General features: G+C 63.9%; 23 protein-coding genes. 6 read left to right on the plus strand and 17 right to left on the minus strand.

Features of this window, described 5'->3' with window-relative positions; translation table 11 throughout:
* Positions 1-78 precede the first annotated feature (78 nt).
* Genes R2N11_RS05205 through mutL form a run of 3 tightly spaced genes read right to left on the minus strand, consistent with a single transcriptional unit; the run spans position 79 to position 3,492 of the window.
* Positions 79-603, minus strand: coding sequence for a GNAT family N-acetyltransferase (locus tag R2N11_RS05205; protein WP_316680395.1), 525 nt, complete (start codon positions 601-603; stop codon positions 79-81).
* Entirely contained in the window at positions 600-1,580 is a 981-nt protein-coding gene (gene miaA, locus R2N11_RS05210) for a tRNA (adenosine(37)-N6)-dimethylallyltransferase MiaA (protein ID WP_316680396.1), read from the minus strand. Before miaA ends, R2N11_RS05205 begins: the two co-directional genes overlap by 4 nt.
* Positions 1,581-1,587: 7 nt before the next feature.
* A complete protein-coding gene (gene mutL, locus R2N11_RS05215) occupies positions 1,588-3,492 on the minus strand; it encodes a DNA mismatch repair endonuclease MutL (protein ID WP_316680397.1) in 1,905 nt (634 codons plus the stop codon).
* A 135-nt stretch (positions 3,493-3,627) separates the two neighbouring features.
* Here mutL and R2N11_RS05220 point away from each other — a divergent pair, with 135 nt between their 5' ends.
* Positions 3,628-4,275, plus strand: a complete 648-nt coding sequence (locus tag R2N11_RS05220; RefSeq protein WP_316680398.1) for a VTT domain-containing protein — start codon at positions 3,628-3,630, stop codon at positions 4,273-4,275.
* A 3-nt stretch (positions 4,276-4,278) separates the two neighbouring features.
* Here the strand turns inward: R2N11_RS05220 and R2N11_RS05225 are convergent, their stop codons facing one another.
* Entirely contained in the window at positions 4,279-5,124 is an 846-nt protein-coding gene (locus R2N11_RS05225; RefSeq protein WP_021195860.1) for a SirB1 family protein, read from the minus strand.
* Entirely contained in the window at positions 5,124-6,677 is a 1,554-nt protein-coding gene (murJ, locus tag R2N11_RS05230) for a murein biosynthesis integral membrane protein MurJ (RefSeq protein ID WP_316680399.1), read from the minus strand. Before murJ ends, R2N11_RS05225 begins: the two co-directional genes overlap by 1 nt.
* A gap of 309 nt (positions 6,678-6,986) precedes the next feature.
* Between murJ and rpsT the strand changes: the two genes are divergently transcribed.
* Positions 6,987-7,253, plus strand: coding sequence for a 30S ribosomal protein S20 (gene rpsT, locus R2N11_RS05235; RefSeq protein WP_199031893.1), 267 nt, complete (start codon positions 6,987-6,989; stop codon positions 7,251-7,253).
* A 143-nt stretch (positions 7,254-7,396) separates the two neighbouring features.
* Here rpsT and R2N11_RS05240 read toward each other — a convergent pair whose 3' ends face one another.
* Entirely contained in the window at positions 7,397-7,714 is a 318-nt protein-coding gene (locus R2N11_RS05240; RefSeq protein WP_199031894.1) for a DUF3579 domain-containing protein, read from the minus strand.
* 369 nt (positions 7,715-8,083) lie between these two features.
* Between R2N11_RS05240 and argF the strand changes: the two genes are divergently transcribed.
* Positions 8,084-9,010, plus strand: a complete 927-nt coding sequence (gene argF / locus R2N11_RS05245; RefSeq protein ID WP_199031895.1) for an ornithine carbamoyltransferase — start codon at positions 8,084-8,086, stop codon at positions 9,008-9,010.
* Positions 9,011-9,093: 83 nt separating this feature from the next.
* Here the strand turns inward: argF and argG are convergent, their stop codons facing one another.
* Positions 9,094-10,431 carry an argininosuccinate synthase gene (gene argG, locus R2N11_RS05250; RefSeq protein WP_199031896.1) on the minus strand — a complete coding sequence of 446 codons (1,338 nt, stop codon included), beginning with the start codon at positions 10,429-10,431 and terminating at the stop codon, positions 9,094-9,096.
* A gap of 32 nt (positions 10,432-10,463) precedes the next feature.
* Complete coding sequence (gene ppnP, locus R2N11_RS05255; protein WP_199031897.1) at positions 10,464-10,781, minus strand: pyrimidine/purine nucleoside phosphorylase; 318 nt, start codon at positions 10,779-10,781, stop codon at positions 10,464-10,466.
* Positions 10,782-10,914: 133 nt separating this feature from the next.
* Between ppnP and R2N11_RS05260 the strand changes: the two genes are divergently transcribed.
* Positions 10,915-11,964 (plus strand): patatin-like phospholipase family protein, encoded by a 1,050-nt coding sequence (locus tag R2N11_RS05260; protein ID WP_199031898.1) that lies wholly within the window; start codon positions 10,915-10,917, stop codon positions 11,962-11,964.
* On the opposite strand, the gene murB is transcribed toward R2N11_RS05260, so the two are convergent.
* Positions 11,961-12,989 (minus strand): UDP-N-acetylmuramate dehydrogenase, encoded by a 1,029-nt coding sequence (murB, locus tag R2N11_RS05265; protein WP_316680400.1) that lies wholly within the window; start codon positions 12,987-12,989, stop codon positions 11,961-11,963. The genes R2N11_RS05260 and murB overlap by 4 nt on opposite strands.
* A gap of 106 nt (positions 12,990-13,095) precedes the next feature.
* On the opposite strand from murB, the gene R2N11_RS05270 reads away from it, so the two are divergent.
* Positions 13,096-13,581 (plus strand): YajQ family cyclic di-GMP-binding protein, encoded by a 486-nt coding sequence (locus tag R2N11_RS05270; RefSeq protein ID WP_316680401.1) that lies wholly within the window; start codon positions 13,096-13,098, stop codon positions 13,579-13,581.
* Between the two features lie 465 nt (positions 13,582-14,046).
* Here the strand turns inward: R2N11_RS05270 and aspA are convergent, their stop codons facing one another.
* Both aspA and R2N11_RS05280 read right to left on the minus strand, forming a co-directional pair.
* A complete protein-coding gene (gene aspA / locus R2N11_RS05275) occupies positions 14,047-15,453 on the minus strand; it encodes an aspartate ammonia-lyase (protein ID WP_316680402.1) in 1,407 nt (468 codons plus the stop codon).
* A 209-nt stretch (positions 15,454-15,662) separates the two neighbouring features.
* Entirely contained in the window at positions 15,663-18,056 is a 2,394-nt protein-coding gene (locus R2N11_RS05280) for an acylase (RefSeq protein WP_316680403.1), read from the minus strand.
* 154 nt (positions 18,057-18,210) lie between these two features.
* Here R2N11_RS05280 and R2N11_RS05285 point away from each other — a divergent pair, with 154 nt between their 5' ends.
* The gene (locus R2N11_RS05285; RefSeq protein ID WP_316680404.1) at positions 18,211-19,227 is read left to right on the plus strand and encodes a GlxA family transcriptional regulator; all 1,017 of its coding nucleotides are present in this window, start codon (positions 18,211-18,213) and stop codon (positions 19,225-19,227) included.
* On the opposite strand, the gene plsY is transcribed toward R2N11_RS05285, so the two are convergent.
* The 6 genes from plsY to queG form a co-directional block, all read right to left on the minus strand.
* Positions 19,224-19,847 carry a glycerol-3-phosphate 1-O-acyltransferase PlsY gene (gene plsY / locus R2N11_RS05290; RefSeq protein ID WP_199032817.1) on the minus strand — a complete coding sequence of 208 codons (624 nt, stop codon included), beginning with the start codon at positions 19,845-19,847 and terminating at the stop codon, positions 19,224-19,226. The two genes, R2N11_RS05285 and plsY, sit on opposite strands and share 4 nt — an antisense overlap.
* Positions 19,848-19,917: 70 nt before the next feature.
* On the minus strand, positions 19,918-20,409 hold the full coding sequence (gene ybaK, locus R2N11_RS05295) for a Cys-tRNA(Pro) deacylase (RefSeq protein WP_316680405.1): 492 nt from the start codon (positions 20,407-20,409) through the stop codon (positions 19,918-19,920).
* A gap of 18 nt (positions 20,410-20,427) precedes the next feature.
* The gene (gene xerD / locus R2N11_RS05300; protein WP_316680406.1) at positions 20,428-21,372 is read right to left on the minus strand and encodes a site-specific tyrosine recombinase XerD; all 945 of its coding nucleotides are present in this window, start codon (positions 21,370-21,372) and stop codon (positions 20,428-20,430) included.
* Positions 21,369-21,845, minus strand: coding sequence for a methylated-DNA--[protein]-cysteine S-methyltransferase (locus tag R2N11_RS05305; protein ID WP_316680407.1), 477 nt, complete (start codon positions 21,843-21,845; stop codon positions 21,369-21,371). The genes xerD and R2N11_RS05305 overlap by 4 nt, the downstream gene beginning before the upstream one ends.
* Before the next feature lie 111 nt (positions 21,846-21,956).
* Positions 21,957-22,616, minus strand: a complete 660-nt coding sequence (locus R2N11_RS05310) for a chalcone isomerase family protein (RefSeq protein ID WP_316680408.1) — start codon at positions 22,614-22,616, stop codon at positions 21,957-21,959.
* A gap of 231 nt (positions 22,617-22,847) precedes the next feature.
* Entirely contained in the window at positions 22,848-24,011 is a 1,164-nt protein-coding gene (gene queG, locus R2N11_RS05315; protein WP_316680409.1) for a tRNA epoxyqueuosine(34) reductase QueG, read from the minus strand.
* Between the last annotated feature and the right edge of the window lie 16 nt (positions 24,012-24,027).

Genomic DNA, 24,027 nt, shown 5'->3' on the forward strand with positions numbered 1-24,027 from the left:
AAGGGTAGGCGCCCGGCGCGCACGCGACACTCCGGGGCTTGCGGTCAAATTCGGGGGCCGAATCCGGAGCGTCTGGCCTTACGCTGCCAGCGTTGCTGGCATGGGGATGGCGGCCATCTTGCCGAGTGCGTCGCCAGTGGCGCGGCAGATGCGCCACTCGGGCAGCACGTCAGCGCCCATGGCTTCGTAGAAGGCGATGGACGGCGCGTTCCAGTCGAGCACGCTCCATTCAAAGCGGCCGCAGTCGCGTTCCTGCGCCAGGCGCGCGAGGTGAATCAGGAGTGCCTTGCCAATACCCAGGCCACGATGTTGCGGCTCGACGAACAAGTCTTCCAGATACAGGCCGGGCTTGCACAGGAACGTCGAGAAATTGTGGAAGAACAGCGCAAAACCGACGGCTTGACCATCGACTTCCGCCAGCACCGCCTCGCAATAGGGGCGTGGGCCGAACAGCATCGTCGCGAGCGCCTCGGGCGTAGTCTGCACGAGGTGCGTGAGCTTCTCGTACTCGGCCAGTGCGGTGATCAGGCGGACCAGTGCGGCGCAGTCCTCCGGCGTGGCCGGGCGCAGCGTGAAGGTGGTGGCGGTATCAGCGGTTGTCATTGTGGTGATGGCGATTCCAATGAGGTTTGGACCAGGCGCGCGACCTGGTCGACGTAATCGGGGGCGAGGCAATCGACCACGTGCCGCTCTGGTGTGCTGCGCAGCCACGTGATCTGGCGCTTGCAGAGTTGGCGTGTGGCGGCGATGCCCTGTTCACGCAAGGCAGCCATGTCGATCTCGCCATCCAGGTAGGCCCATGTCTGGCGATAGCCCACGCAGCGGATGGACGGCAGCGTGGGCGACAGGTCGCCTCGTTTGCGCAGCGCTTCCACCTCGTCGAGCAGGCCGCCGGCGAGCATGGCATCGAAGCGCTGGGCGATACGTGCATGCAGCACGAGGCGATCCGACGGCTCCAGCGCAATCGTCAAATACGGCGCAGCGGCATCGTGCTGCTGGAACGCATTTGCGCCGACCTCGCGCGCGAGCAGCGCCGACATCGGCTGGCCAGTAAGCCGATACAGCTCCAGCGCACGCTGGATGCGTTGCGCATCGGTCGTATGCAGTCGCGCAGCGGTGATGGGGTCGACCAATGCGAGCTTCGCATGCAGCGCCGGCCAGCCTTCGCGTGCGGCTTCGGCATCGATCTCTGCGCGGATAGTCGGGTCGGCACCGGGCAGATCGGAGAGCCCCTGCGTGAGCGCCTTGTAATACAGCATCGTGCCGCCAACGATGAGCGGCAGCTTGCCGCGCGCGCGGATGGCGTCGATCAGCGCGTTCGCATCGTTGGCGAACTGTGCGGCCGAATACGGGTCCAGCGGATCGATGATGTCGATCAGGTGATGCGGCGCGACGGCCTGCTCCTCGGGGCTGGGCTTGGCGGTGCCGATGTCCATGTCGCGATATACCAGCGCGGAATCCATGCTGATGATCTCGACGGGCCAGCGCTCGGCGAGCTTCAGCGCGGCAGCGGTTTTTCCCGATGCGGTGGGCCCGAGCAGGCAGACAGCGCGGGGCGCGTTGACAGAAGACACGGTCATCACACGCTCACTGGCCGCGCAGGAACAGGCGGTCCAGGTCGGCCACGGTCAATTGAATCCACGTCGGGCGGCCGTGGTTGCATTGGTCGGCGCGCTCGGTGGCTTCCATCTGGCGCAGCAGCGCGTTCATCTCGTCCAGGTTCAGGCGACGGTTGGCGCGTACGGCGGAATGGCAGGCGAGTGTGGCGAGCAACTCGTTCTGGCGCTCGGCCAGCACGCGCGAACCGCCATAGGCCTGCAGGTCACGCAGCACGTCGCGGGCGAGGGCTTGCGCGTCGGCTTTCTGCAGCAGCGTCGGCACCGAGCGCACGGCCAGCGTCGTCGGCGACACGGCGGAGATGTCGAAGCCGAGCAGCGTGAGCGTGTCGCGGAATTCCTCAGCGGTGCCGATCTCCACCGGGCTTGCGGCAAACGTGACCGGAATCAGCAGCGGCTGCACTTCGACGCGTTTGGCTTCCAGTGCCGTCTTCAGTTGTTCGTAGAGGATGCGCTCGTGCGCGGCGTGCATGTCGACCAGCACCATGCCGCGCGTGTTCTGTGCCAGCACGTAGATGCCATGCAACTGGGCGACCGCGAAGCCGAGCGGGTGGGCATCGTCATCGGATTCCGTTTCGGCGGTCGGCATGGCCGGCGCTGTAACGGGCGCCTCGACGATTGCGGTGCCGCCGTCGAACAGCGTGGTGGCGCTTGGTACGTCGGCCATCCACGCGGGGCGGCTCGATGGCATTGGCGTGCTGTCACCGCGCATCATCGACAGGTATTCCGCACGCGGCTGCGCGATGCCGAGCGACGTTTGCCGCGCAGCCATCTGGTTGATCCAGCGCGTGGTGTTGTCGGCAGGTGCAGGTGTGGCCGCAGCGCCTGGCGCATCCGCAATGTCCGTGCGCAGGCTGTCGCCTTGCTCGCCAGCATGGCGAGACAGCGCGCGCTGCACCGCGTGGTAGACAAACTGGTGCACGGCGCGGCTGTCACGGAAGCGCACCTCGATCTTGGACGGATGCACGTTCACGTCCACCGCTTCGGGCGGCAGCTCCAGGCACAGCACGTAGGCAGGGAAGCGGTCGCCATGCAGCACGTCTTCGTAGGCGCTGCGCACGGCATGTGTGAGCAGGCGGTCGCGCACAAAGCGGCCGTTGACGTAGAAGAATTGGTGGTCCGCCCGGCCGCGCGAGGCGGTTGGCAGGCCGGCAAAGCCGAAGAGGCGCAGCTCGCCCGCTTCCTCTTCGAAGGGCAGGCGCGCGCGCGCGAATTCGGTACCGAGCACGGCCGCCGTACGACTGTCGGCTTGCGTGGCGTTCCAGTGCTCCAGCGGCTTGCCGTTGTGATGCACGGAGATGGCCACATCGGGCCGCGCCAGCGCGGTGCGGCGGATCACTTCCATGCAGTGACCCAGCTCGGTCTGTTCGGTCTTCAGGAATTTGCGGCGCGCCGGCGTGTTGAAGTACAGATGCTGCACATCGACCGTGGTGCCGACGCCGCCCGAAGCCGGCTGCGCGCGCCCCGTTTGCGCGACGATTTGCGTGGCGTGCGTGTCATTGGCCGTGCGCGAGGTGAGCGTCAACTCCGCTACCGAGGCAATCGAGGCCAGCGCCTCCCCACGGAACCCCAGCGTCGCCACCGATTCCAGCTCTTCCAGCGAGCCGATCTTGCTGGTCGCATGCCGCATCAGCGCGACGGGCAGTTCCGCGGCCGGAATCCCGCCGCCGTTGTCGGTGATGGCGATCCGCCGCACGCCGCCTTCTTCCAGCTTGATCTGGAGCTGCGTGGCGCCCGCGTCCAGTGCGTTCTCCAGCAGTTCCTTGACCACGGAGGCCGGCCGCTCGACCACCTCACCGGCCGCGATCTGGCTGATCAACTGGTCGGGAAGCGGACGGATGGGGCGGCGGGTGGTGGAGTCGGAGGCGGAAGTCATCGACGCATTATAAATGTCACACCCTGTGCGGCGCAGGGACGCAAGCCCCTGATGTCCCCACAGAGGGCTAGGGGAAATCTAAGTCGCATCCGGTATCATTCCCCGCTCGCTTAGGGGGATGGTTTGGATATCGTGATGCAATTGGTCGACATCGTTCTGCATGTCGACAAATCATTGGGCCTGCTCATTCAGCAGTACGGCGCGTGGGTGTACGTGCTGCTGTTCGCCATCGTGTTTGCCGAAACCGGTCTGGTGGTGCTGCCGTTCCTGCCGGGCGACACGCTGCTCTTCATTGCCGGCGCCATGTGCGCGACCGGCCAAATGGATACTTGGCTGCTGATCGTGCTGCTGGTGATTGCCGCTACGACGGGCAACACTGTCAACTACTTCGTCGGCTCGTGGATCGGCCCCAAGGTATTTGACGGTCACATCCGCTTCCTTGATCACGAAGCACTGATGAAAACGCACGGCTTCTACGAGCGCCACGGCGGCAAGACGCTGGTGATGGCGCGCTTCATTCCGGTGGTGCGTACGTTTGCGCCGTTCGTGGCCGGTGTGTCGAAGATGACGTTTGCCAAATTCCAGCTCTTCAACATGATCGGCGCCGTGCTGTGGGTCGGCTTGCTGGTGTTGGCGGGTGATCTGTTCGGCAACGTGCCCATCATCCGTGAGCATCTGAACACGATCGTGCTGATCGGCCTGGGCGCGGCGATTGTGCCGCTGGCACTGGGCGGGCTGTGGAAGCTGCTCAAGCGCCGCCGCGGCGCGGTGGCGCAGAAGTAAGCGTCAATTCAAGTTCTTGCTCATGGCGCGCAGCGTTGGCATGCGCTCCTTGAGCTTGGCCGTATCGGCCGCGTCGGGCCGGGCGTCCACGTACGCTTCCAGGTCTTCCAGCGCGGGGCGGAAGCATTCCAGATTGGCGTAGGCCAGCCCCCGGTCGCGCACTTCTTCAATGGAATCGGGCAGAAGAATCACCAGCCGCTGCTGCACCGCCAGCAGCCGCTGCCAGCGCGACTCCTGTAAGTAGATCGCCTTCAGGTTGCGCAGCAGGCGCGCGATGATCTCGCGGTGCGTAGCCACTTGCAGAAACACCCCCAGCGGCACCGAGTTCGGGTCTTCGATGCCTTCCTTCTCCAGGTACGGGTCGAGCATGTCCTGCAACTCTTCCTTCGACAGCGTTTGCCCCGTCAGCGGATCGAGCACGACCTCGCCCGCAGGAATGCTCATGCGCACCAGGAAGTGATTGGGGAAGGACACGCCCTTGAGCGGCAGGCCGATCTGCTGGCCGATCTCCATGAGCAGGACCGCAAGCGAGATCGGAATGCCTCGTCGGCTTTGCAGCACAGCGTTCAGGTAGGAGTTCTCGGGGTCGTAGTAATCGTTGGCATTGGGCCCGAAGCCCAGCTCGCGGTAGAAGAACTGGTTGAGCAGGCGCAGGCGCTGGATGGCCGGCGTGCCGTCGGCCACGCGGTTCTTGATCCGCGCGACCAGCACGTCGATGGCGGCCAGCTCTGCCTGCAGGTCCAAGTCCGGATACGCGTCCTGTGCGATGGACAGGGCGGTTTCGGTAAGGGGAATGCTGTCGTCGTCCGCGACCAGGGCAGAAAAATAATCGAGGACTTTGGTGGTCATCAGATCGCCTTCTTTCTGAACGTGGAGAACTTCAAACCGGTGAGCCACAGTGTACCGAAATACACCACTGCGCACAGAACCAGGCTTGCCCCCAGCAATGCGATGCGCACGAGCGGCTTGCTGCCCAATCCCACCCAATCAAAATTGTGTGCAAGCCAGAGCAGCAGGCCGGCCAGCAGCAGCACGGCCGACGTCACCTGCGCCAGGAACAGCCCCCAGCCCGGCAGCGGGTGGTAGTAACCGCGGCGGCGCAGGCCGAAAAACAGCAGCGCTGCATTGATGGTTGCACCAAAGCTGATGGACAGCGCCAGCCCGGCATGGCCGAACACCGGCACGAAGAAGTAGTTGGAGAGCTGTGTCACCACCAGCACCACCAGCGCGATCTTTACTGGCGTGCGGATGTCCTGCCGCGCATAGAAGCCCGGCGCCAGGATCTTGATGACGATCAGGCCGACCAGCCCGACGCCGTACGACGTCAGTGCCTGCCGGGTCATCTCGACGTCCATGCCCGTGAATTTGCCGTAGTGGAACAGCGTGGCCGTGAGCGGCGCCCCAAAGACGAACAGCCCCACCGCCGACGGCAGCGCCAGCAGTACCGTCAGTCGCAGGCCCCAGTCGAGCAGGGAGGAATACTCTTCGCGATGGTCTTCCGCGCTGGCCTTGGACAGGCTCGGCAGCAGGATCGTCCCCAGCGCCACGCCCAGCAGCGCGGTCGGGAACTCCATCAGCCGGTCTGCGTAGTTCAGCCAAGACACGCTGCCTGCCGGCAGGCGCGAGGCGATGTTCGTATTGATGATGAGGCTGATCTGCGCCACCGATACCGACAGCGTGGCTGGCAGCATCTGCTTGAGCACGCGCCGCACGCCCGGGTGATGCCACGCCGCACGCACGTTGAACGACACGCGCGGCAGCATCCCCACCTTGCGCAGCGACGGAACCTGAATCGCCAATTGCAGGATGCCGCCCACCATCACCGCATAGGCCTGCGCGTAGATGGGCGTCTCAAGAAACGGCGCCACAAACACCGCCGCCACGATGAACGACAGGTTTAACAGCACCGGTGTGAAGGCGGGCACGGCAAACTGCCGCCACGTATTCAGGATGCCCGAGGCCAGCGCCACCAGCGACACCAGGCCGATGTACGGAAACATCACCCGCGTCATGAAGATCGCTGAGATATAGGCCTGGCTCTCGTGTTCCTTGAAACCTGTCGCTACGGCGGTGACGATCAACGGCGCGCCGATCACGCCCAGCGCGGAGATCACCACGAGGAACCACGTCATCACCGTGGCCACGGAATCGACCAGCGCCCGCGTTTCGTGTTCGCCCTGGCGGTTCTTGAATTCACCCAGGATCGGTACGAAGGCCTGCGAGAATGCCCCCTCGGCCGAGAGTCTGCGCAGGAGGTTGGGGATGCGGAAGGCGACGTTGAAGGCGTCGGTGTAGACCGAGGCACCAAAGGCACGGGCGATCAGCGTTTCGCGGATGAGCCCGGTGATGCGCGAGAGCATCGTCAGGCCGCTGATCGTGGCGAGGGTTTTGAGGAGATTCAAGATGAGTGCGAGGTTGGGCGCAGCCCCGTCAGCCACAACGGAGCGATGGCGGTCAGACCGGCGGCGCCAAGCGGGGTTCGCGGCTGGCGTCACGGACTGGCGCAAATGCGGCCGTATTATAGGGACTGCCCCGCCACCTGCCTAAAAGTGCAGCAAGAGGCGCAATGAGACACTGTTCGGGGGATTTCACAACACGGTTTGCATCTGGCATCGGAATCTGCGTATAATTGCCGTTTCTCACGCTTTCGCGCGCTTCGGCCTTCCGTGTCTCCCGGGGCGCTTGCAACAGTTTTCTTCAGGATATTTTCCATGGCAAACACCGCACAAGCACGCAAGCGCGCACGCCAAGCCGTTGTTCAGAACGCCCACAACTCGGCACTGCGCTCGCGTCTGCGCACCGCTATCAAGACCGTCCGCAAGGCCGTGGCTGGTGGCGACAAGGCAGCAGCCGCTGCTGCATTCAAGACCGCTCAAAGCACGATCGACAGCATCGCTGACAAGAAGATCGTCCACAAGAACAAGGCTGCACGCGCCAAGTCGCGTCTGTCCGCTGCCATCAAGGCAATGGCTGCCTAAGTTCGTCAGCTGATGTCGGCCTGGCCGGCATCGTGCGTCAGATAACCTGTCGCACTCGGCGGTAAAAAAGCCTGTCTTCGGACAGGCTTTTTGCTTTGGTGCGCCATGAAAAGTGCCTGGCGCGCCGCGGTGCTTGCTGTGCGTTAGGCTGGCGTGCCCTCGTCGGGCAGGATGCAGGCTTCGACCAATTGCAGGTTGTTGTCGTGCGCGAAGTTCAGCACGAAGTCGAGCGCCTTGGGTTCGATTTCGCGCAGGCGCTCGTCGACGAAGACGCTCTTGATGCCGCCCGACATGACGGGGCGCACGTAGGGGGAATAGGTCAGGCGGGGGTCCCCAGTGTCACCGGCGGGGCGGAACTGCGCCATCACGCCGCATAGCCGATCGGCCCAGTCGCTCGGGCGGAAGGTCTTTCCGTCACGGGTGACGCCCTGGATAAAAAATTGGCGAGGGTAGGCTGCCATGGACTGCGTGGGGCTTGTGGAGATTTGCAAACGGCTTCGACCGCGCGGGTGCCGCAACGTTCGAACGGGGTGCACTTGTGGTGCGGATGATGCGCTTGCTCGGTTGCCGATTCATGAATCAGACGAACCGGCTTGTCGTGCCGGTTTGCGGACGATCGAGGCATCCGAGGCAGCCAGTATTATATCTTATATAAGACTTTCATCGGCCTTTCACCCGCGCCTTTATGGTAGCGCGAACCGCCCGGCGGGAACTCGCCAAACTGGCGGCGATCCCGTATGATGGATTGAATCTTCACCAGACAAGGCGGCTAGGGCGACGTGCCACGGGAATTTTCCGGTGCGTCATCTGCGGGCCGCCTTCGTTGTTTTATGAACCCACCAAGCTCGATCAAGCACTACCTGCAGTTCAAGGACTTTTCGCTGGAAGAGTACGAGTACCTGCTGGACCGCTCCGCGATCCTCAAGGCCAAGTTCAAGAACTACGAGACGTGGCACCCGCTGCACGACCGCACGCTGGCCATGATCTTCGAGAAGAATTCCACCCGAACGCGCCTGTCGTTCGAGGCTGGTATCCACCAGCTCGGCGGCCACGCGGTCTTCCTCAACACGCGCGATTCCCAACTGGGGCGCGGTGAGCCGATCGAAGACGCGGCGCAGGTCATCTCCCGCATGACCGACATCATCATGATCCGTACCTTCGGGCAAGAGATCATCGAGCGTTTTGCCGCGCATTCGCGCGTGCCGGTCATCAACGGGCTGACCAACGAATACCACCCGTGCCAGGTGCTGGCCGATATCTTTACCTTCATCGAACAGCGCGGCCCGATCAAGGGCAAGACCGTCACGTGGGTGGGGGATGCCAACAACATGGCCTACACGTGGATTCAGGCGGCCGAGATTCTCGGCTTCCGCTTCCATTTCTCTGCACCGAAGGGCTATCAGCTGGATCCGGCCATGGTGGCCGATTCCGCGCGTCCGTTCGTGCACGTGTTCGAAAACCCGCTTGAGGCTTGCGAGGGCGCCCACCTAGTGACCACCGACGTGTGGACCAGCATGGGCTACGAAGCTGAGAACGAAGCACGCAAGAAGGCCTTTGGTGACTGGATGGTCACCGAGGCGATGATGCAGCGCGCGCAGCCTGATGCGCTGTTCATGCACTGCCTGCCCGCGCACCGCGGCGAGGAAGTCGAAGCCGCCGTGATCGACGGCAAGCAGAGCGTGGTGTGGGATGAAGCGGAAAACCGACTGCACGTGCAGAAGGCGCTGATGGAATACCTGCTCTGCGGGCGCTACTGAGCCCCGCAGCGAATTCAGAAGCCATATAAAAAGGCCGCTCCGATTGATGTCGGAGCGGCCTTTTCGCTTTGGGCAGCAGGCAGTTACTTCTTGCCGCCGTCGAGCTGGGGCAGTGCGTTGCTGGTGCCCAGCGACAGCAGGCCTGCCTTGGCGTAGATGGCCAGCTTGTCGCGCGTGTCCATCAGGTCCAGGTTGCGCATGGTCAGTTGGCCGATACGGTCTGCAGGGCTGAACGGCGCGTCTTCCACCTTTTCCATCGACAGGCGCTCGGGCGCGTACGTCAGGTTGGGCGACTCGGTATTCAGGATCGAGTAGTCGTTGCCGCGGCGCAGCTCCAGCGTCACGGTGCCGGTGACGGCACGGGCCACCCAACGCTGGGCGGTTTCGCGCAGCATGATGGCTTGCGGGTCGAACCAGCGGCCTTGGTACAGCAGGCGGCCCAGACGCAGGCCGTTGATGCGGTACTGCTCGATGGTGTCTTCGTTATGGATGCCGGTGACCAGGCGCTCGTAGGCGATGTGCAGCAGTGCCATGCCTGGGGCTTCGTAGATGCCGCGGCTCTTGGCTTCGATGATGCGGTTTTCGATCTGGTCGCTCATGCCCAGGCCATGGCGGCCGCCGATGCGGTTCAGCTCCAGGAACATCTCGACCGGGTCGGCAATTTCCTTGCCATTCACAGCAACCGGGCGGCCTTCGTCGAAGGTGACCGACACTTCCTCAGCCTTGACCTCAACTTCCGGCTTCCAGAACGCCACGCCCATGATCGGGTTGACGATGCGGATGCCGGCGTTCAGGAACTCCAGATCCTTCGCCTCGTGGGTGGCGCCCAGCATGTTGCTGTCGGTCGAGTAGGCCTTCTCGGCGCTCATCTTGTAGCCGAAGCCTTCCTTCGTCATGAAGGCCGACATTTCGGCGCGGCCGCCCAGCTCGTCGATGAAGGTCTGGTCCAGCCACGGCTTGTAGATCTTCAGGGCCGGGTTGGTCAGCAGGCCGTAGCGGTAGAAACGCTCGATGTCGTTGCCCTTGAAGGTCGAGCCGTCGCCCCAGATGTGGACGTCGTCTTCCTTCATGGCGGCCACCAGCATGGTGCCCGTGACGGCGCGGCCCAGCGGCGTGGTGTTGAAGTAGGTGATGCCGCCGGTGCTGATGTGGAACGCGCCGGCCTGGATGGCGGCGATGCCTTCGTTGGCCAGTTGCGGGCGGCAGTCGATCAGGCGCGCCTTCTCTGCACCGTACTCCATCGCCTTGCGCGGGATGGCATCGTAGTCTTCCTCGTCGGGCTGGCCGAGATTGGCGGTGTAGGCATAGGGCAGCGCGCCCTTGTTCTTCATCCAGCGCAGGGCCGCGCTGGTGTCGAGGCCGCCGGAGAAGGCGATGCCGACCTTCTGGCCGACGGGAACGTGTTGCAGGATGGTTTCCATGGTCTTTCTCTAAAAAGTCTTTCCGGGCGGGTTCAGGCGTAGTGGCAGATGTAGTGGTAGGCCTCGGTCACGCGAATGTCGAACTTGGAGTTCGCGGGAACGTGGAAGCTTTCACCGGCGCCGGAGGTCTTCCACTCGTCGGTGCCCTCGAGCTTGTATTCGCAGGAGCCGCCCACGCATTCCATGATCTCGGCGGCGGCCGTGCCGAAGGTCAGCGTGGCCGGCAGTACCACGCCCACGGACTTCTTGGTGCCGTCAGGCAGGGTAAAGCTGTGGCTGACGCACTTTCCGTCAAAGTACACGTTGGCCTTGGTGGTCAGGCGGACGCCGTCAAAAGTCTCGGTGGTCATGGAAGGGATCGCGAAAAAAACGTGGTCTAGGGTCGAACCTGCCATTTTAGGGCATATACGCCATGATCTACCGGTATCCTGGGTGATTCGAAGCGCGCTACGGGGCGAACGCTTCCAAAAAAATGGGGGAATCATGCAGAAGCCGCACGGCAAGCACATCAACCTCGCGCTGCAGGGCGGTGGCGCGCACGGGGCGTTCACCTGGGGCGTGCTTGATGCGCTGCTCGAAGACGGGCGACTGTCGTTCGAGGGCATGAGCGGCACGAGCGCCGGTTCGATGAACGCGGTGGTGATGCTCGACGGCTTGCTCGAAGGCGGGCCTGAGCGGGCGCGTGAAAAGCTGCATGCGTTCTGGCTGGCGGTGTCGACGGCCGGTTCGCCGCTTTCCACCGTGGGCGAGAGCGCCAAGGCGTTGCTTTCCGGCAAGCCGCTGTTTCCCGATAGCTGGCCGGTAGCCGACTGGATGCGCATGTGGGACAGCTGGATCAGCGCCACCTCGCAGGGCACGCACTACAACCCGCTGCGCGACCTGCTCGCCAGCCACGTCGATTTCGAGCGCCTGCGCGCCTGCCCCGACACCAAGCTGTTCCTGGCGGCCACCGACGTCAATACGGGCAACGTGCGCGTTTTCAACACGCCGGAGATCGATGCCGAGGTCGTTCTGGCCTCCGCTTGCCTGCCGTATTTGTACCCGGCCATCGAGATCCACCGCCACCACTATTGGGACGGCGGCTACATGGGCAATCCGGTACTGTTCCCGTTCTTCTACGAGACCAAGACGCAGGACATCCTGCTCGTGCACGTCAACCCGATCCTGCGCAAAGAGGTGCCCGACCAGCCGCACGAAGTGATGGAGCGCCTGAACGAGATCACCTTCAATGCGTCGTTGCTGCGCGAGATGCGCGCCATCGCGTTTGTGCAGAAGCTGATTGCCGAGGACTGGCTCAAGCCCGAATACCGCGATCGCCTGAAATACATCTACCTGCACGCCATCCGAGCAGACAAGCCGCTTGGCGACCTGTCGTCATCAACCAAGCTGGTGACGGACTGGAGCTTCCTGACCATGCTCAAGGAGCGTGGCCGGCACGAGGGCAAGGCGTGGCTGCGCAAGCATTTCGACGATGTCGGCAAGAAGGGGACCGTCGACATCCAGAAGGAATACCTGCGTGGCGAAGAGATTTAGATGACGATGGGTTCCGGTTCGATGCGCACGCCAAAGCGCGCATAGACCGTGTCCTGAATCTCGCGTGCCAGCGTCATCAATTGCACGGCGCTGCCGCCGCCCCGGTGCACCAGCACCAGCGCCTGCTTTTCGTACACACCAACAGCACCGCTCTGCCGGCCTTTGAAGCCGCATTGATCGATCAGCCAGCCGGCGGCCAGCTTGTAGGTGCCGTCCGGCTGCACATAGCCGACCAGATTCGGGAAACGCTCGACCAGCGCATGACGCGTGGCGGCATCGACGATCGGGTTCTTGAAAAAGCTGCCCGCGTTGCCGATCTCGGCCGGGTCGGGCAGCTTGCGGCGGCGGATGGTGACCACCGCGTCAAAGATGTTCTGTGCCGTGGGCGTGTCGATGTTCTGTGCCGCCAGCTCGCGCGCCAGCTCTGCGTAGTGCGTGTCGGGTTGCCAGTCAACGGGCAACGCGAACGTCACCTCGGTGATGATGTAGCGATCGGTGCCGGCGCGTTTGAAAAGGCTGTCGCGGTAGCCGAAGGCGCAATCGGCGGCGTTCAACGTGACGAACTCGCCGGCGTGGCGGTCGTAGGCACGCAGGGCGTGGAAGCGGTCTTTGATCTCGACGCCGTATGCGCCGATGTTCTGAATTGGCGCGGCACCGACTGTGCCGGGAATCAGCGCGAGATTTTCCAGCCCAGGCAAGCCATTGGCGACGGTGTGCGCGACCAGGCCGTGCCACGATTCGCCGCCGCCGGCCGTGACGGTGTGGACCTCTCGGCCATCGATCGTTTCCCGGCCCGTCTTGATGCCCGGAATCTCCATCAGCAGCACCAGACCGTCAAAGTCGCGCGTGAGCACGATGTTGCTGCCGCCGCCCAGGACCAGCACCGGCAGGCCCTGTACGCGCGGGTCGGCCAGTGCCGCAGGGATGTCCTCCGGCGTGCGCACGTGCGCGGCGTAGCGGGCAGTGGCCTCAAAACGGAACGTGTTGTGCCGGCCTAGGGGATAATGCGTGTCGAGCAACGCCATGGCGCAGGATCTGCTGGAAAAGCCGAGATTATAGAAGCCATGGCGCAGGCCGCACCCGCTGCCGGGCGCCGCCGCAACCCGAATTCAAGTCTGCAAGGAGAACACAATGCCGTCGTTTGACGTGGTATGCGAAGCCAACATGGTGGAAGTGAAGAACGCCGTGGAACAGGCCAACAAAGAGATTTCGACGCGATTCGACTTCAAGGGCTCGGACTCGCGCGTCGAGCACAAGGAGCAGGAACTGACGCTGTTTGCCGATGACGATTTCAAGATTGGCCAGGTGAACGACGTGCTGATGAACAAGCTCGCCAAGCGCAACGTCGACGTGCGCTTCCTGGATTACCAGGACAAGCAGAAAATCGGCGGCGACAAGATGAAGCAGGTCGTCAAGATCAAGAAGGGCGTGTCGGGTGACCTGGCCAAGAAGATCGTCAAGACGATCAAGGACAGCAAGATCAAGGTCCAGGCCAGCATCCAGGGTGACGCAGTGCGCGTGACCGGCGCCAAGCGCGATGACCTGCAAAGCGTGATCGTCATGCTGCGCAAGGAGGTGAACGATACACCGCTGGATTTCAATAACTTCCGCGACTAAGCCGAGCCGCGCTCCCAAAAAAACGCCCCGAATGTCCGGGGCGTTTTTTTGTGTCCGCATTCTGCTGTTTTCGGCAGGGCAGTCGTGAAATGCTACCGCTGCAAGCGAAGCCTGATGACGCGCTCGTCCAACCTCGGGTGGCGGACCTCAAGGGTGCGATGGCGGAGGTAAAGAGGTCCGGCTTTGCACCAAAAAGGGGCAAGCGCGGACCTTTGAGGTCCGACGCCGGAGGTGCGAGGTTCAACGTCGGACCTTAAAGGTGCGCGTGCGGAGGTGGAGAGGCCCGGCGTTGAACAAAAAAGCAGCAACGGCGGAGGTGGCGAGGTCCGGGCCTTCACCTCAAAGGTGCACGCGCGGAGGTCGGAGGTGCGGTGATGGAGGTTGGCGGGGCGGCGCCTGGAAGCGCCGCAGAGCACGCGGGCGAAACCGCGTGCGCGCACAGGCGCCCGCATCTTGCCGCGAAGATCAACTCGCCGCCACCGCGCGCGGCTGCGTCAGCATTTCAGGTTGCAGAATCTCATCCAGCGCTTCCTGGCTGAGCAGCCGCTTGTCCAGCACGAGCTGATACACGCTGGCGCCGCTCACCAGCGCTTCTTGCGCGATGGCGGTGGCGTTGGTGTAGCCGATGTGCGGGTTCAGCGCGGTGACGATGCCGATGGAGTGCTCCACGTTATCGCGCAGGTGGTCGACGTTGGCGGTAATGCCGTTGACGCACTTGTCGGCCAGCGTCAGGCAGCCGTTGCGCAAGTGCACGAGGCTCTTGAACAGGCTGTGCGCAATGACCGGCTCGAACGCATTGAGCTGAAGCTGCCCGGCCTCGGCGGCGAAGGTAATGGTGACGTCGTTGCCAATGACCTCATACGCGATCTGGTTGACCACTTCCGGAATCACCGGATTCACCTTGCCCGGCATGATGCTAGAACCGGCCTGCATGGCTGGCAGGTTGATTTCGCCCATGCCGGCGCGTGGGCCGCTGGAGAGCAGGCGCAGGTCGTTGCACGTCTTCGATAGCTTGGCCGCCATGCGCTTGAGCACGCCGGAGATATGCATGAACGCGCCGACGTCCGGGGTGGCCGCCACCAGGTCCTGCGCGGTGATCAGCGGGATGCCGGTGATCTGCGACAGATGCTTGCGCGCGGCTTCTGCGTAATTCGGGTGCGTGTTGATGCCGGTGCCGATAGCGGTGGCGCCCAGATTGATCTCCCGGATGGTCGATAGCGCTTCCAGCAGCCGAGCCTGATCTTCGGCCAGGCTGACCGCATAGCTGCCAAATTCCTGGCCCAGCGTCATCGGCACGGCGTCTTGCAGTTGCGTGCGGCCCATCTTCAGCACGTTGCGGAATTCGTTGGCCTTGTGCTCGAACGATGCGCGCAACACGTTCATGGCTTCCACCAGTTCGAGCACCAGCACGTGCGTGGCGATGTGCAACGCTGTCGGATAGACGTCGTTGGTGCTCTGGCTCATGTTCACGTGCTCGTTCGGGTGCAAGTGCTCATAAGCGCCGCGCGCGTGGCCGAGCTGCTCGAGCGCGAGGTTGGCGATGACCTCGTTGGCGTTCATGTTGGTGGACGTGCCCGCACCACCCTGGATGACGTCGACGACAAAGTGCGCGTGCGCGACGCCCGCCTGTACCTGCTTGCACGCGGTGACGATGGCATCGGCGCGGGTTTTGTCCAGCAGGCCCAGCTCGTGGTTGGTCAGCGCGGCGGCGGCTTTTACGGCTGCCAGCGCATTGATCAATTGCGGATAGACCGAGATGGGCGTGCCGGTAATCGGAAAGTTTTCAAGCGCGCGCAGCGTGTGCACGCCGTAGTACTTGTCGTTGGGGATGTCGCGGTCGCCGAGCAGGTCGTGTTCTATGCGAGTGGCCATGGCTGGATGTGTCTCCAAGTGGGGCGGTTGTGCGCCGAATGCACCAAAAGAAATGGCCCGCGATGAACGCGAGCCAGCTCGGGTGATACCGGAAATGCACGGCGCCTTCTGTGAACAACTGGCAAGAGTGGTTCAGGCAGGCGGAATCGTCCTGATGCGCGGCAAAAAGACGCGTCCCCGCGTTGCACGGGGACGACGCACGCTATGCGTTACTGCGACAGCTTGGTCACCTTCAATGCCGGGTCTCCTGCGATGGCGGCTTCCGAGAACGGCAGCCGGTTCCAGCGCTTGGCCGAGAACGCACGCATCTGGTCAAACGCATGCGGCGAGTCCGGATCGCTCGATTCGCCATAGGTCAGGATGGCGTCTGCCACCGGCCCCTGATCGTCGAATGTGACGGTCTGGATGTAGCTGGTGCCGAAGAATACCTGCAGGCCCTTCGGCCCGATCGGCAGGCTCGACAGCTTGTTGAGCACGCCCTCGTATTCCTCACCGCCATGCAGGGCGATGTCGCCGCCCGGTGCATGTGCCACCTGCACGGTGCCCAACGGCGCGTCCAGCGCAAAGCCGGCGGTACGCACTGCGCCCACGGCATCCTTGAGCGCCTTGAACACTGCCGTGCGTACCGTCGCGTCACTCATGCGCAGGCTGCGTGGCGTGTGGACGGGGTCGGCCGGGTTGAAGTCGACGGCGTAGACGTGCGGGATGTCCTTGGCGCGCATCCAGAATTCGCGGAACAGGTGGGCAGCGCGGGCGTCGACGTTGTCCGTGAGGTTCCATTGCGCAAGGGCGGCGCAGCCGTCGCGCACGTCGGCATCGAGGTTCTGCGTGACCTTGCATGCGGCCAGCAGATCATCACGCACGAGGTGGCCGGCCAGGTTGGCATCGCGGAAGATCATCGCCTGCAGGTTCGGCAGGTTGACGCGATTGCCAGGCAGGCCGTCGCTGCCTTCCAGCCGGCGGCCGATCTCGATCAGGCCGATGCGGGTGCGCAGGCGCTGCGGCACGTCGATCGAACCCATCACTGGCGAGAAGCCGGTCATCTTCTGCGCCGGATTGCTCAGCCACGAGCTGTCGTTGCTGTTGGCAACGTAGTCGTCGCGCACCAGCACCGGCATGCGTGCTGGCGCCACCAGCCCCGGCACCGGGGATGCCGGATCGACCTGCCAGTTGCACGTGCTGCGCGAGCCATCAAGCAGCACCAGCCCCACGCCGTGGAACAGCTTGTCGGCCAGGGGCGACGGGGCGCAGCGTTTGAGCGATTCGGTAGACACATCCGGCGTGGTCGACACATCGGCAAACATGGCGCGGCCGTTGCGGTCGGTGGCAATCGTGTTGACCCAGGGGATACCGAGGTTGCCGATCGCCTGGCGAATGCCCGCCACGTCCTTCGCTTGCGAGATGTGCAGCCACGTGTCGATGGAGCGCGTGTTGTTGCGGTTCGCATCACGCAGCGTATAGGCCTTCTGCGTGGTCCACGGCATGCCACCCGCAGGCATCGACAGCACGGGGCCGTACACCGTGTCGTAGAACGTGTGTGTGCGGCGCTCGATGCGGCCGTCCGGCAGCTTCACGTCAAAGGCCACGGTGCGCGTGGTCATCTTGTGCGGCGTGCCGTCGATCAGGTAGGTGGTCGGGTCGCCCTCGGCGAGCTTCAGTTCGAACACCGTGAAGCGGCGGCCGGTGGATACCGTGTGCGTCCACGCCACGTCCTTGTTGAAGCCGATGCTGACGACGGGGAAGGCGGCAATCGATGCGCCCATCACGTCCAGCTTGCCGGGCACGGTCAGGTGGACCTGATAGAAGCGGTTGGTGGTCGTCCACGGAAAGTGCGGGTTGCCGAGCAGCACGCCGCGGCCGTTGTCCGTGGCGGCCTTGCCGAAGGCCCAGCCGTTGGAGCCGATGGGCATGTCGCGCAATTGCAGATCGCGGTCAAGCGCAGCGGTGTCGATGGCATGCGGTGGGATCGCTACGCCGGAGACAGGCGTACCACCCGGCGGCTGTGCCGCAACAATGCTCTGCAGCATGGCGCCAGCACTGGCCTGGATGGCCTTCTCTTCGCCCATCAGCATCATGTCAGCCAGCGTAAGCGGGCGCACCCAGGCCGCGTTGCGGCAGGCAGCGGGGCGGTTTGCGGCAGGCGTGTCCTTCAGATAGCGGTTGTAGCCGGCGATGTAGCCGCGCAGCAGTTCCCGTGCTTCGGGCGACATCTGCGCGTAGCCCGCGCGCAGGCCGGCCTCATCAAAGGCGCCCTTGAAGAACGCATCGGACTGTGTGTTCGGCACCGGCTTGAACGACACGGTGACGGTGCCTTCCGGCCCGAACGTCTTCGAGCGCTCACCGTTGACGGTGACGACCTGATCGGCCAGCAGGCAGACGTTGTCCTGCGCGTAGGCATAGGCCATGCCGAAGCCGAGGCTGGCGTAGTCGTTGGCGCGGATGTGCGGAATGCCGAAGGCGGTGCGGCGGATCTCGGCCGAGAGGCCGGTGTCCGAAGGTGTGGCCCAGCCACTGCCGGTTGTGCTTGCGCAGCCGGCCAGCGCTGCAAGCGCGGCCATGGCAAGCGTGCCGCGCAGTGCGAATCCCTGCATGAATCGCTGCATTGTGCGTAGTCTCCTGATGTTGTTATCAGCGGCCGCGTCTGTGCGCAGCCACCGTCGCATCCTCAATCGGACGGGTCCGATCTGAAAGAGGTATTCCCGCCAGAGTTGGGGTTAATCCCGCCACGTGGATTGCCGCCCGTGCCTATACTGCGGCATGCCCAACATCGACCTGCTGACCTTTCCCGACGCCGGCTTTTCCGCACTGGCAACGGCTGCTGACACGCTTGGCGTGGCCAACGCGCTGGCTTCCATGCAGGCCGGCAAGCGGGCCAATGCCGCCAAGACCCCGGTGTTCGGCTGGCGGCTCGTTGCGCGTGACCCCGGGCGCTGGCAGGCGTCCGCAGAGACGCTCGCTTGCCGCTGCGATGCGCTACCGGAAGACGACGCCTTGCTTGGCGATGCGCTGATCGTCCCGCCGCTGCACTTCGATCACATCGGCACGATGGAGCAGCGCCTTGCCCTGCTGGAGCTGGAACGCGCCACCATCCGCCGCTATCTGGAGGCGGGCCGGCTGGTGGCGTCACCCTTTACCGGTGTGGCGATGCTGGCCGACGTGCTGGCACCCGGTCAGCGGCTGACGGTGACATGGCTGATTGCCGGCTGGGTGCAGGGCAATTTCCCGCAGTTGAAGGTGGTGCCGGCGCAGGCCATTGTCAGCAGCGGCAACGTTATTACCGCGCGGGCGATGGAGCATGGTGTGGCGTTGATGCACCGTGTCGTGGCGCGGCTGGCCGATGCACGGCTGGCGCGCACGCTGGGCAATACGGCGCTCGACCACCCATCACGCGGCGAGGCCATCGGTATCTGGCTGCGCAGCAGGCCGGCCATTCGCGACAGTGTCGTGCTGCGCGCGCGACGCTATCTGCAGCAGCATCTGCATGAGCGATTCGATCTGGGGAAACTCGCCGCCGCCGCGTCGACCAGCGAGCGGACGCTGCTGCGGCATTTCACGAAGACAGTAGGGACGTCGCCGCTGCAATTGCTGCACCAGCTGCGCGTGGAGCGCGCGTGTCACCTGTTGGAAGTCAGCACGCTGAGCCTGACGGCGATTGCCGAACAGTGCGGCTATCAGGATATGTCCGCCTTCCGGCGATTGATCCGGCGGCACACGGGGCGACCGCCGGGAGAGCATCGGCGCGCCCATTCTGTGCGCGCCGAGTTGCGGAACTAGGTGGCCTTTTTCTTCTCGCCGATGCGGCTTTCCTTGCCGGCCAGCAGCTTGGCGATATTGGCGCGGTGGCGCGCGATCAGCAGCACGGCCATCAGCGCAACGGCGCCGGCAATCCAGTCGAAACCGAACATCAGCACATAGAAGAACGGCGCAAACACCGCCGACACCAGCGCCGCCAGCGACGAATAGCGGAAGAACACGGCGATGATGATCCACGTTGCCAACGTCGCCAGGCCCAGCCAGACGTTGAGCGCCAGCAGGATGCCGGCCGCCGTTGCCACACCCTTGCCGCCGACAAAGCGGTGGAACACCGGATACAGGTGGCCCAGGAACACGGCGATCACCACCAGCGCGATGCCGGTCTCGTCCACGCCAAAGCGCGGGGCCAGCAGTTGTGCAAGCCACACCGCCAGCCAACCCTTGGCCGCATCGCCCAGCAGCGTCAGGATCGCGGCCTTCTTGTTGCCCGAGCGCAGCACGTTGGTGGCGCCCGGGTTGCCCGAGCCGTAGGTGCGCGGGTCCGCCAGACCCATGGCGCGGCTGACCACCACGGCAAACGAGATCGAGCCTATCAGGTAGGCGGCCACGGCAAAAACAACGGTTGCGACGACTGGGGACATAGGTGTTCTGTGAATTCAGGCTGCGCGATTGTAGCGTGGCCGCAAGCGTGCACCAGCCACCCCGGACGTTTCAATCGGGGTTTGCACAGTGCACGGGCTGCGCGTTCAGCACCGTGGTCAGCACCGTGGGCGCGATGCTTACCAGAAAGCCGCGCCGGCCGCCGTTGATATAGATGCGCTCCAGCTCCAGCACGGAGGCTTCCACGTACACCGGCATCGCCTTGCGCACGCCAAACGGCGACGTGCCGCCGACCAGGTAGCCGCTGTGCCGCTGTGCCACTTCGGGCTTGCACGGCTGCACGCTCTTGCGGCCAGTTTGGCGTGCGAGGTTCTTGGTGGAGACCGAGCAATCGCCGTGCATCAGCACGATCAGCGGCTTGGCATGCTCGTCTTCCATCACCAGTGTCTTGACGACGGCGTGTTCATCCACGCCAAGCTGGCGCGACGATTCGGTCGTGCCGCCCTTGTCGACATAGTCGTAGGTGTGTTCAGTAAAGGCCACGCCATGCGCCTTGAGGAACTGCGTAGCGGGCGTTTCGGAAACGTGCTTGGACTTGCTCATGTGGAGGAAGGCGGGATGCTATCCACGCGGATGGTGCTGCGCATGCAGCGTGCGCAGCCGCTCACGTGCGACGTGGGTGTAGATCTGCGTGGTGGAAATGTCCGCGTGGCCGAGCAGCATCTGCACTACGCGCAAATCAGCGCCGTGGTTGAGCAGATGCGTGGCAAACGCGTGCCGCAGCGTATGCGGCGAGAGCGGTGCGTGAATATCGGCGAGCAGAGCGTAGCGTTTGATCAGGTACCAGAACGCCTGGCGCGTCATGCCCTCGCCGCGGGCGGTGACGAACAGTGCATCGGCGGTGCGCTCGCCGAGCAGCGCCGTGCGGCCCGTTTGACGATCCTGGAGATAGCGCCGCAGCCAGTCACCGGCCTCGGCGCCAAACGGCACCAGCCGGTCCTTGCCGCCCTTGCCGCCGATCACGCGCACCACGCCTTCGTTCAGGCCCACTTCCACGGTCTTCAATGCGACGATCTCCGACACGCGCAGGCCGCTCGCATACATCAGCTCGATCATGGCGCGGTCCCGCAGACCGAGCGGCGTGTCGACATCAGGCGCTTGGATGAGCGCCTCGACCTGTGCTTCGGACAGCGTTTTCGGATAGCGCGGTGGTTGCTTGGCCGTGGGCAGTAGGCGCGACGGATCGGTGGTCACCACGTGTTCGCGCAAGGCCCATACAAAGAAGCGCTTGAACACGGTGCGACGTCGGTTTGCCGTGGAGGCGCGGCTCTCGGCATGTCGCGCGGCAAAGTAGTCGGCAAGGTCGCCGTCTTCGGTTTCGGCAATGGATTTGCTGCGCTCGGCCAGCCAATGCGCGTATAGCGTCAGGTCGCGCCGGTACGCATCGAGCGTGTTGCGCGCGAGGCCATCTTCGAGCCAGAGCGCATCGCAGAAACGTTGGATGGCGTCAGCACTCTGCGGGGGCAGGGCAGGGGCTTCGGCGTCTTTCAGTGCGGCCTTTCTCATATCAGCATCACGCCTTCATGGCGCAGCAGCCAGTGCTTGATGTTCAGCAGGTAGCCATCGGTATGGTGCGAGAACCCGCCAATGCCCGAGGCGCTCACCACGCGGTGGCATGGGATGAGGATCGGAAACCAGTTGTCGCCGCACGCCTGGCCCACCGCGCGCGGCACGCTGCCGATCTGGTGGGCGATGGTGCCGTAGGTGATCACGCTGCCGCACGGGATGGCGCGGATGGCATTCCACACGCGGTGCTGAAAATCCGTGCCGGCAGGCGTGAGCGGTATATCGAAGGCGGCGTTGGGGTTGCTGTAGTACGCATCGAGCTGGTGGGCCAGTTCGCGGATCAGCGCATTGCTGGAATCGACCGTGGGCGTGCTCTCCGGCAGGTAGACGAGTTCACGTAGGGCACCGTCGGCCACGCGCACGCCCAGCTTGCCGAAGGGCGCTTCGAGAACGGCATCGAAAGGGGAGAGCATGACGGCGAAGTCCGGCGCGGAAAAACGATCCCGCGAATCTAGCACGTCGCTCGGCGCCGGGCGTGCGCCGCGATACGTAGCATCGCGGCCCGCGGGTTTGCAGGCGGATCGTCAGCTTCCGAGCAGCCCGCTTTTCAGATCCCGGTCGACAGGGTTGTTGCCGATGAAGATGCTGAGCACGGCCTGGTAGAAATCTTCGCCGGGGATGGGCTTGCCGCGTGCCACGCCGTTGATGCTGACCGTGGTGCCGGCGTCAGGCGTGTAGTCGAAGTTGATGGTGTCGCCACGGCGGGTGGAGCCGATCTGCCGCATGGCGTCTTCCAGCTGCGTCAGACGGTCGGACAGCCGCTGCAGTTGGATTTCGGTCTGGTTGCGGTGGATGCCGTCATTCAGCGCGTGAATGAAGGTGTCGGCACCCACATCGCGCAGCGGGTGGATCTGCAGCCGCTTCGGCCCCTTCATGGCCAGGACCAGCGCCGCATTCTTCGCGCGTTCAGGCAGGTACAGGCCCGCCACATAGCCCTTGATGACGAACACCGAGCGCAGCCCCGTGCCGTTGAGCGGCAGTTCGCGGCCGGCAAGGCGCGTTGCGTCGTCAAAGTGCACGCCCTCGAGGTCCACTGTCGCCCAGGCCGGCAGCGTGCAGGCGGCCAGCAGTGCGGTGCCTGCAATGCCGTGGCGCCATGCGCGCCGAACCATGGGCATGCGATTGGATGCACCGGCACGCACTTCACGCAATGCGCGACGAAGAAAAAACAGGGCGGAGAACATCGAAAACAAGCGGTTTTTTGTGAGGTTCTATTTTTGCAAATTTCTATTTCAAAACCATTGGTGTCTGCCCTGATTCGCAACCGTTTGCGTACCGCCAGGTATAAGGGCTGGCTTCATCTAGCGTTAACCACGGTTTCTTCTATTTGTGCTAGATGTGAATTGTCTTGTTTTTAAAACAATAGCCGCCCCTGACTCCAATGGGGAATTAAAGCGCGGGATATTGCGTTGCCGTCAGGCTGCCAGCGCCCAGGCGACGTGTTCACGCACGAGTTCGGAGGGGTGATCGGCCCGCGCGTGCAGCGCAGCCCGCAACTGCGCACGCGATGCGTCCGGCAACGGCCCGCGCAATGCATTGCCCAGCGCAATCGCAATATTGCGCAGCCAGCGCTCATGCCCGATGCGCCGGATCGGGCTGCCTTCCAGGCGCTGGTTGAATTCGCTTTCGGTCCAACCGAACAGGTCGACCAGCGTGGCCGCATCCAATCCATTGCGCACGTCGAAATCCGGCAGGTTGGCCGGCACCGCAAACTTGTTCCACGGGCAGATGAGCTGGCAATCGTCGCAACCATAGACGCGATTACCCATCGCCTCGCGCAACTCCACGGGGATGCTGCCCTTGTGCTCGATGGTCAGGTACGAGATGCAGCGGCGCGCGTCCACCGTGTACGGGGCGACGATGGCCTGCGTGGGGCAGACGTCAATGCAGCGCGTGCAATTGCCGCAATGCGGCTCGACTGGCGGGTCGACTGGCAGCGGCAGGTCGATCAGGATCTCGCCGAGGAAGAACATCGAGCCGGCATCGCGATCAAGCAGCAGCGTGTGCTTGCCGCGCCAGCCCAGGCCGCCGTTGCTGGCCAATGCCACCTCCAACACCGGTGCGGAATCCGTGAACACGCGAAAGCCATAGGGCCCGACCGCGCCGGCAATCTTCTCGGCCAGCTTCTGCAAACGCTGGCGCAGCACCTTGTGGTAGTCCCGGCCGCGCGCATAGAGCGAGATGGTGGCATCTTCGGGGCGGCGCATGCGGTCCCACTCGACGGTGCGCCAGTCGCTGCCTGCTGCTGGCTGATCCGGGCGCGCATGGGTGTCATGTGGCAGATACGGCATGCGTGCGACCACGGCGCGTACCGTTCCGGCAACAAGTTCGGCGGGACGTGCGCGGAGCAATCCATGGTTCGCCATATAATCCATGTCACCGTGAAACCCCTGCGCAAGCCACGTCTGGAGCCCTTCTTCAGCGTGCGAGAGGTCGACGCTGGCGATGCGGATGGCATCGAAGCCGAGCTCGGCGCCCCAGGCGCGGATCTGCGCAACCAGCGCAGCAGCATCTGCCGCATTAGCAGGCAGGCGTGCATCGAGGTTTGTGTCGAGCGATGGCGTGGGGGTGGCGGACATGCCCAAATTGTACGCA

It is taken from the genome of Ralstonia flaminis, from assembly GCF_958415495.1.
GTDB classification, from domain to species: Bacteria; Pseudomonadota; Gammaproteobacteria; order Burkholderiales; family Burkholderiaceae; genus Ralstonia; species Ralstonia flaminis.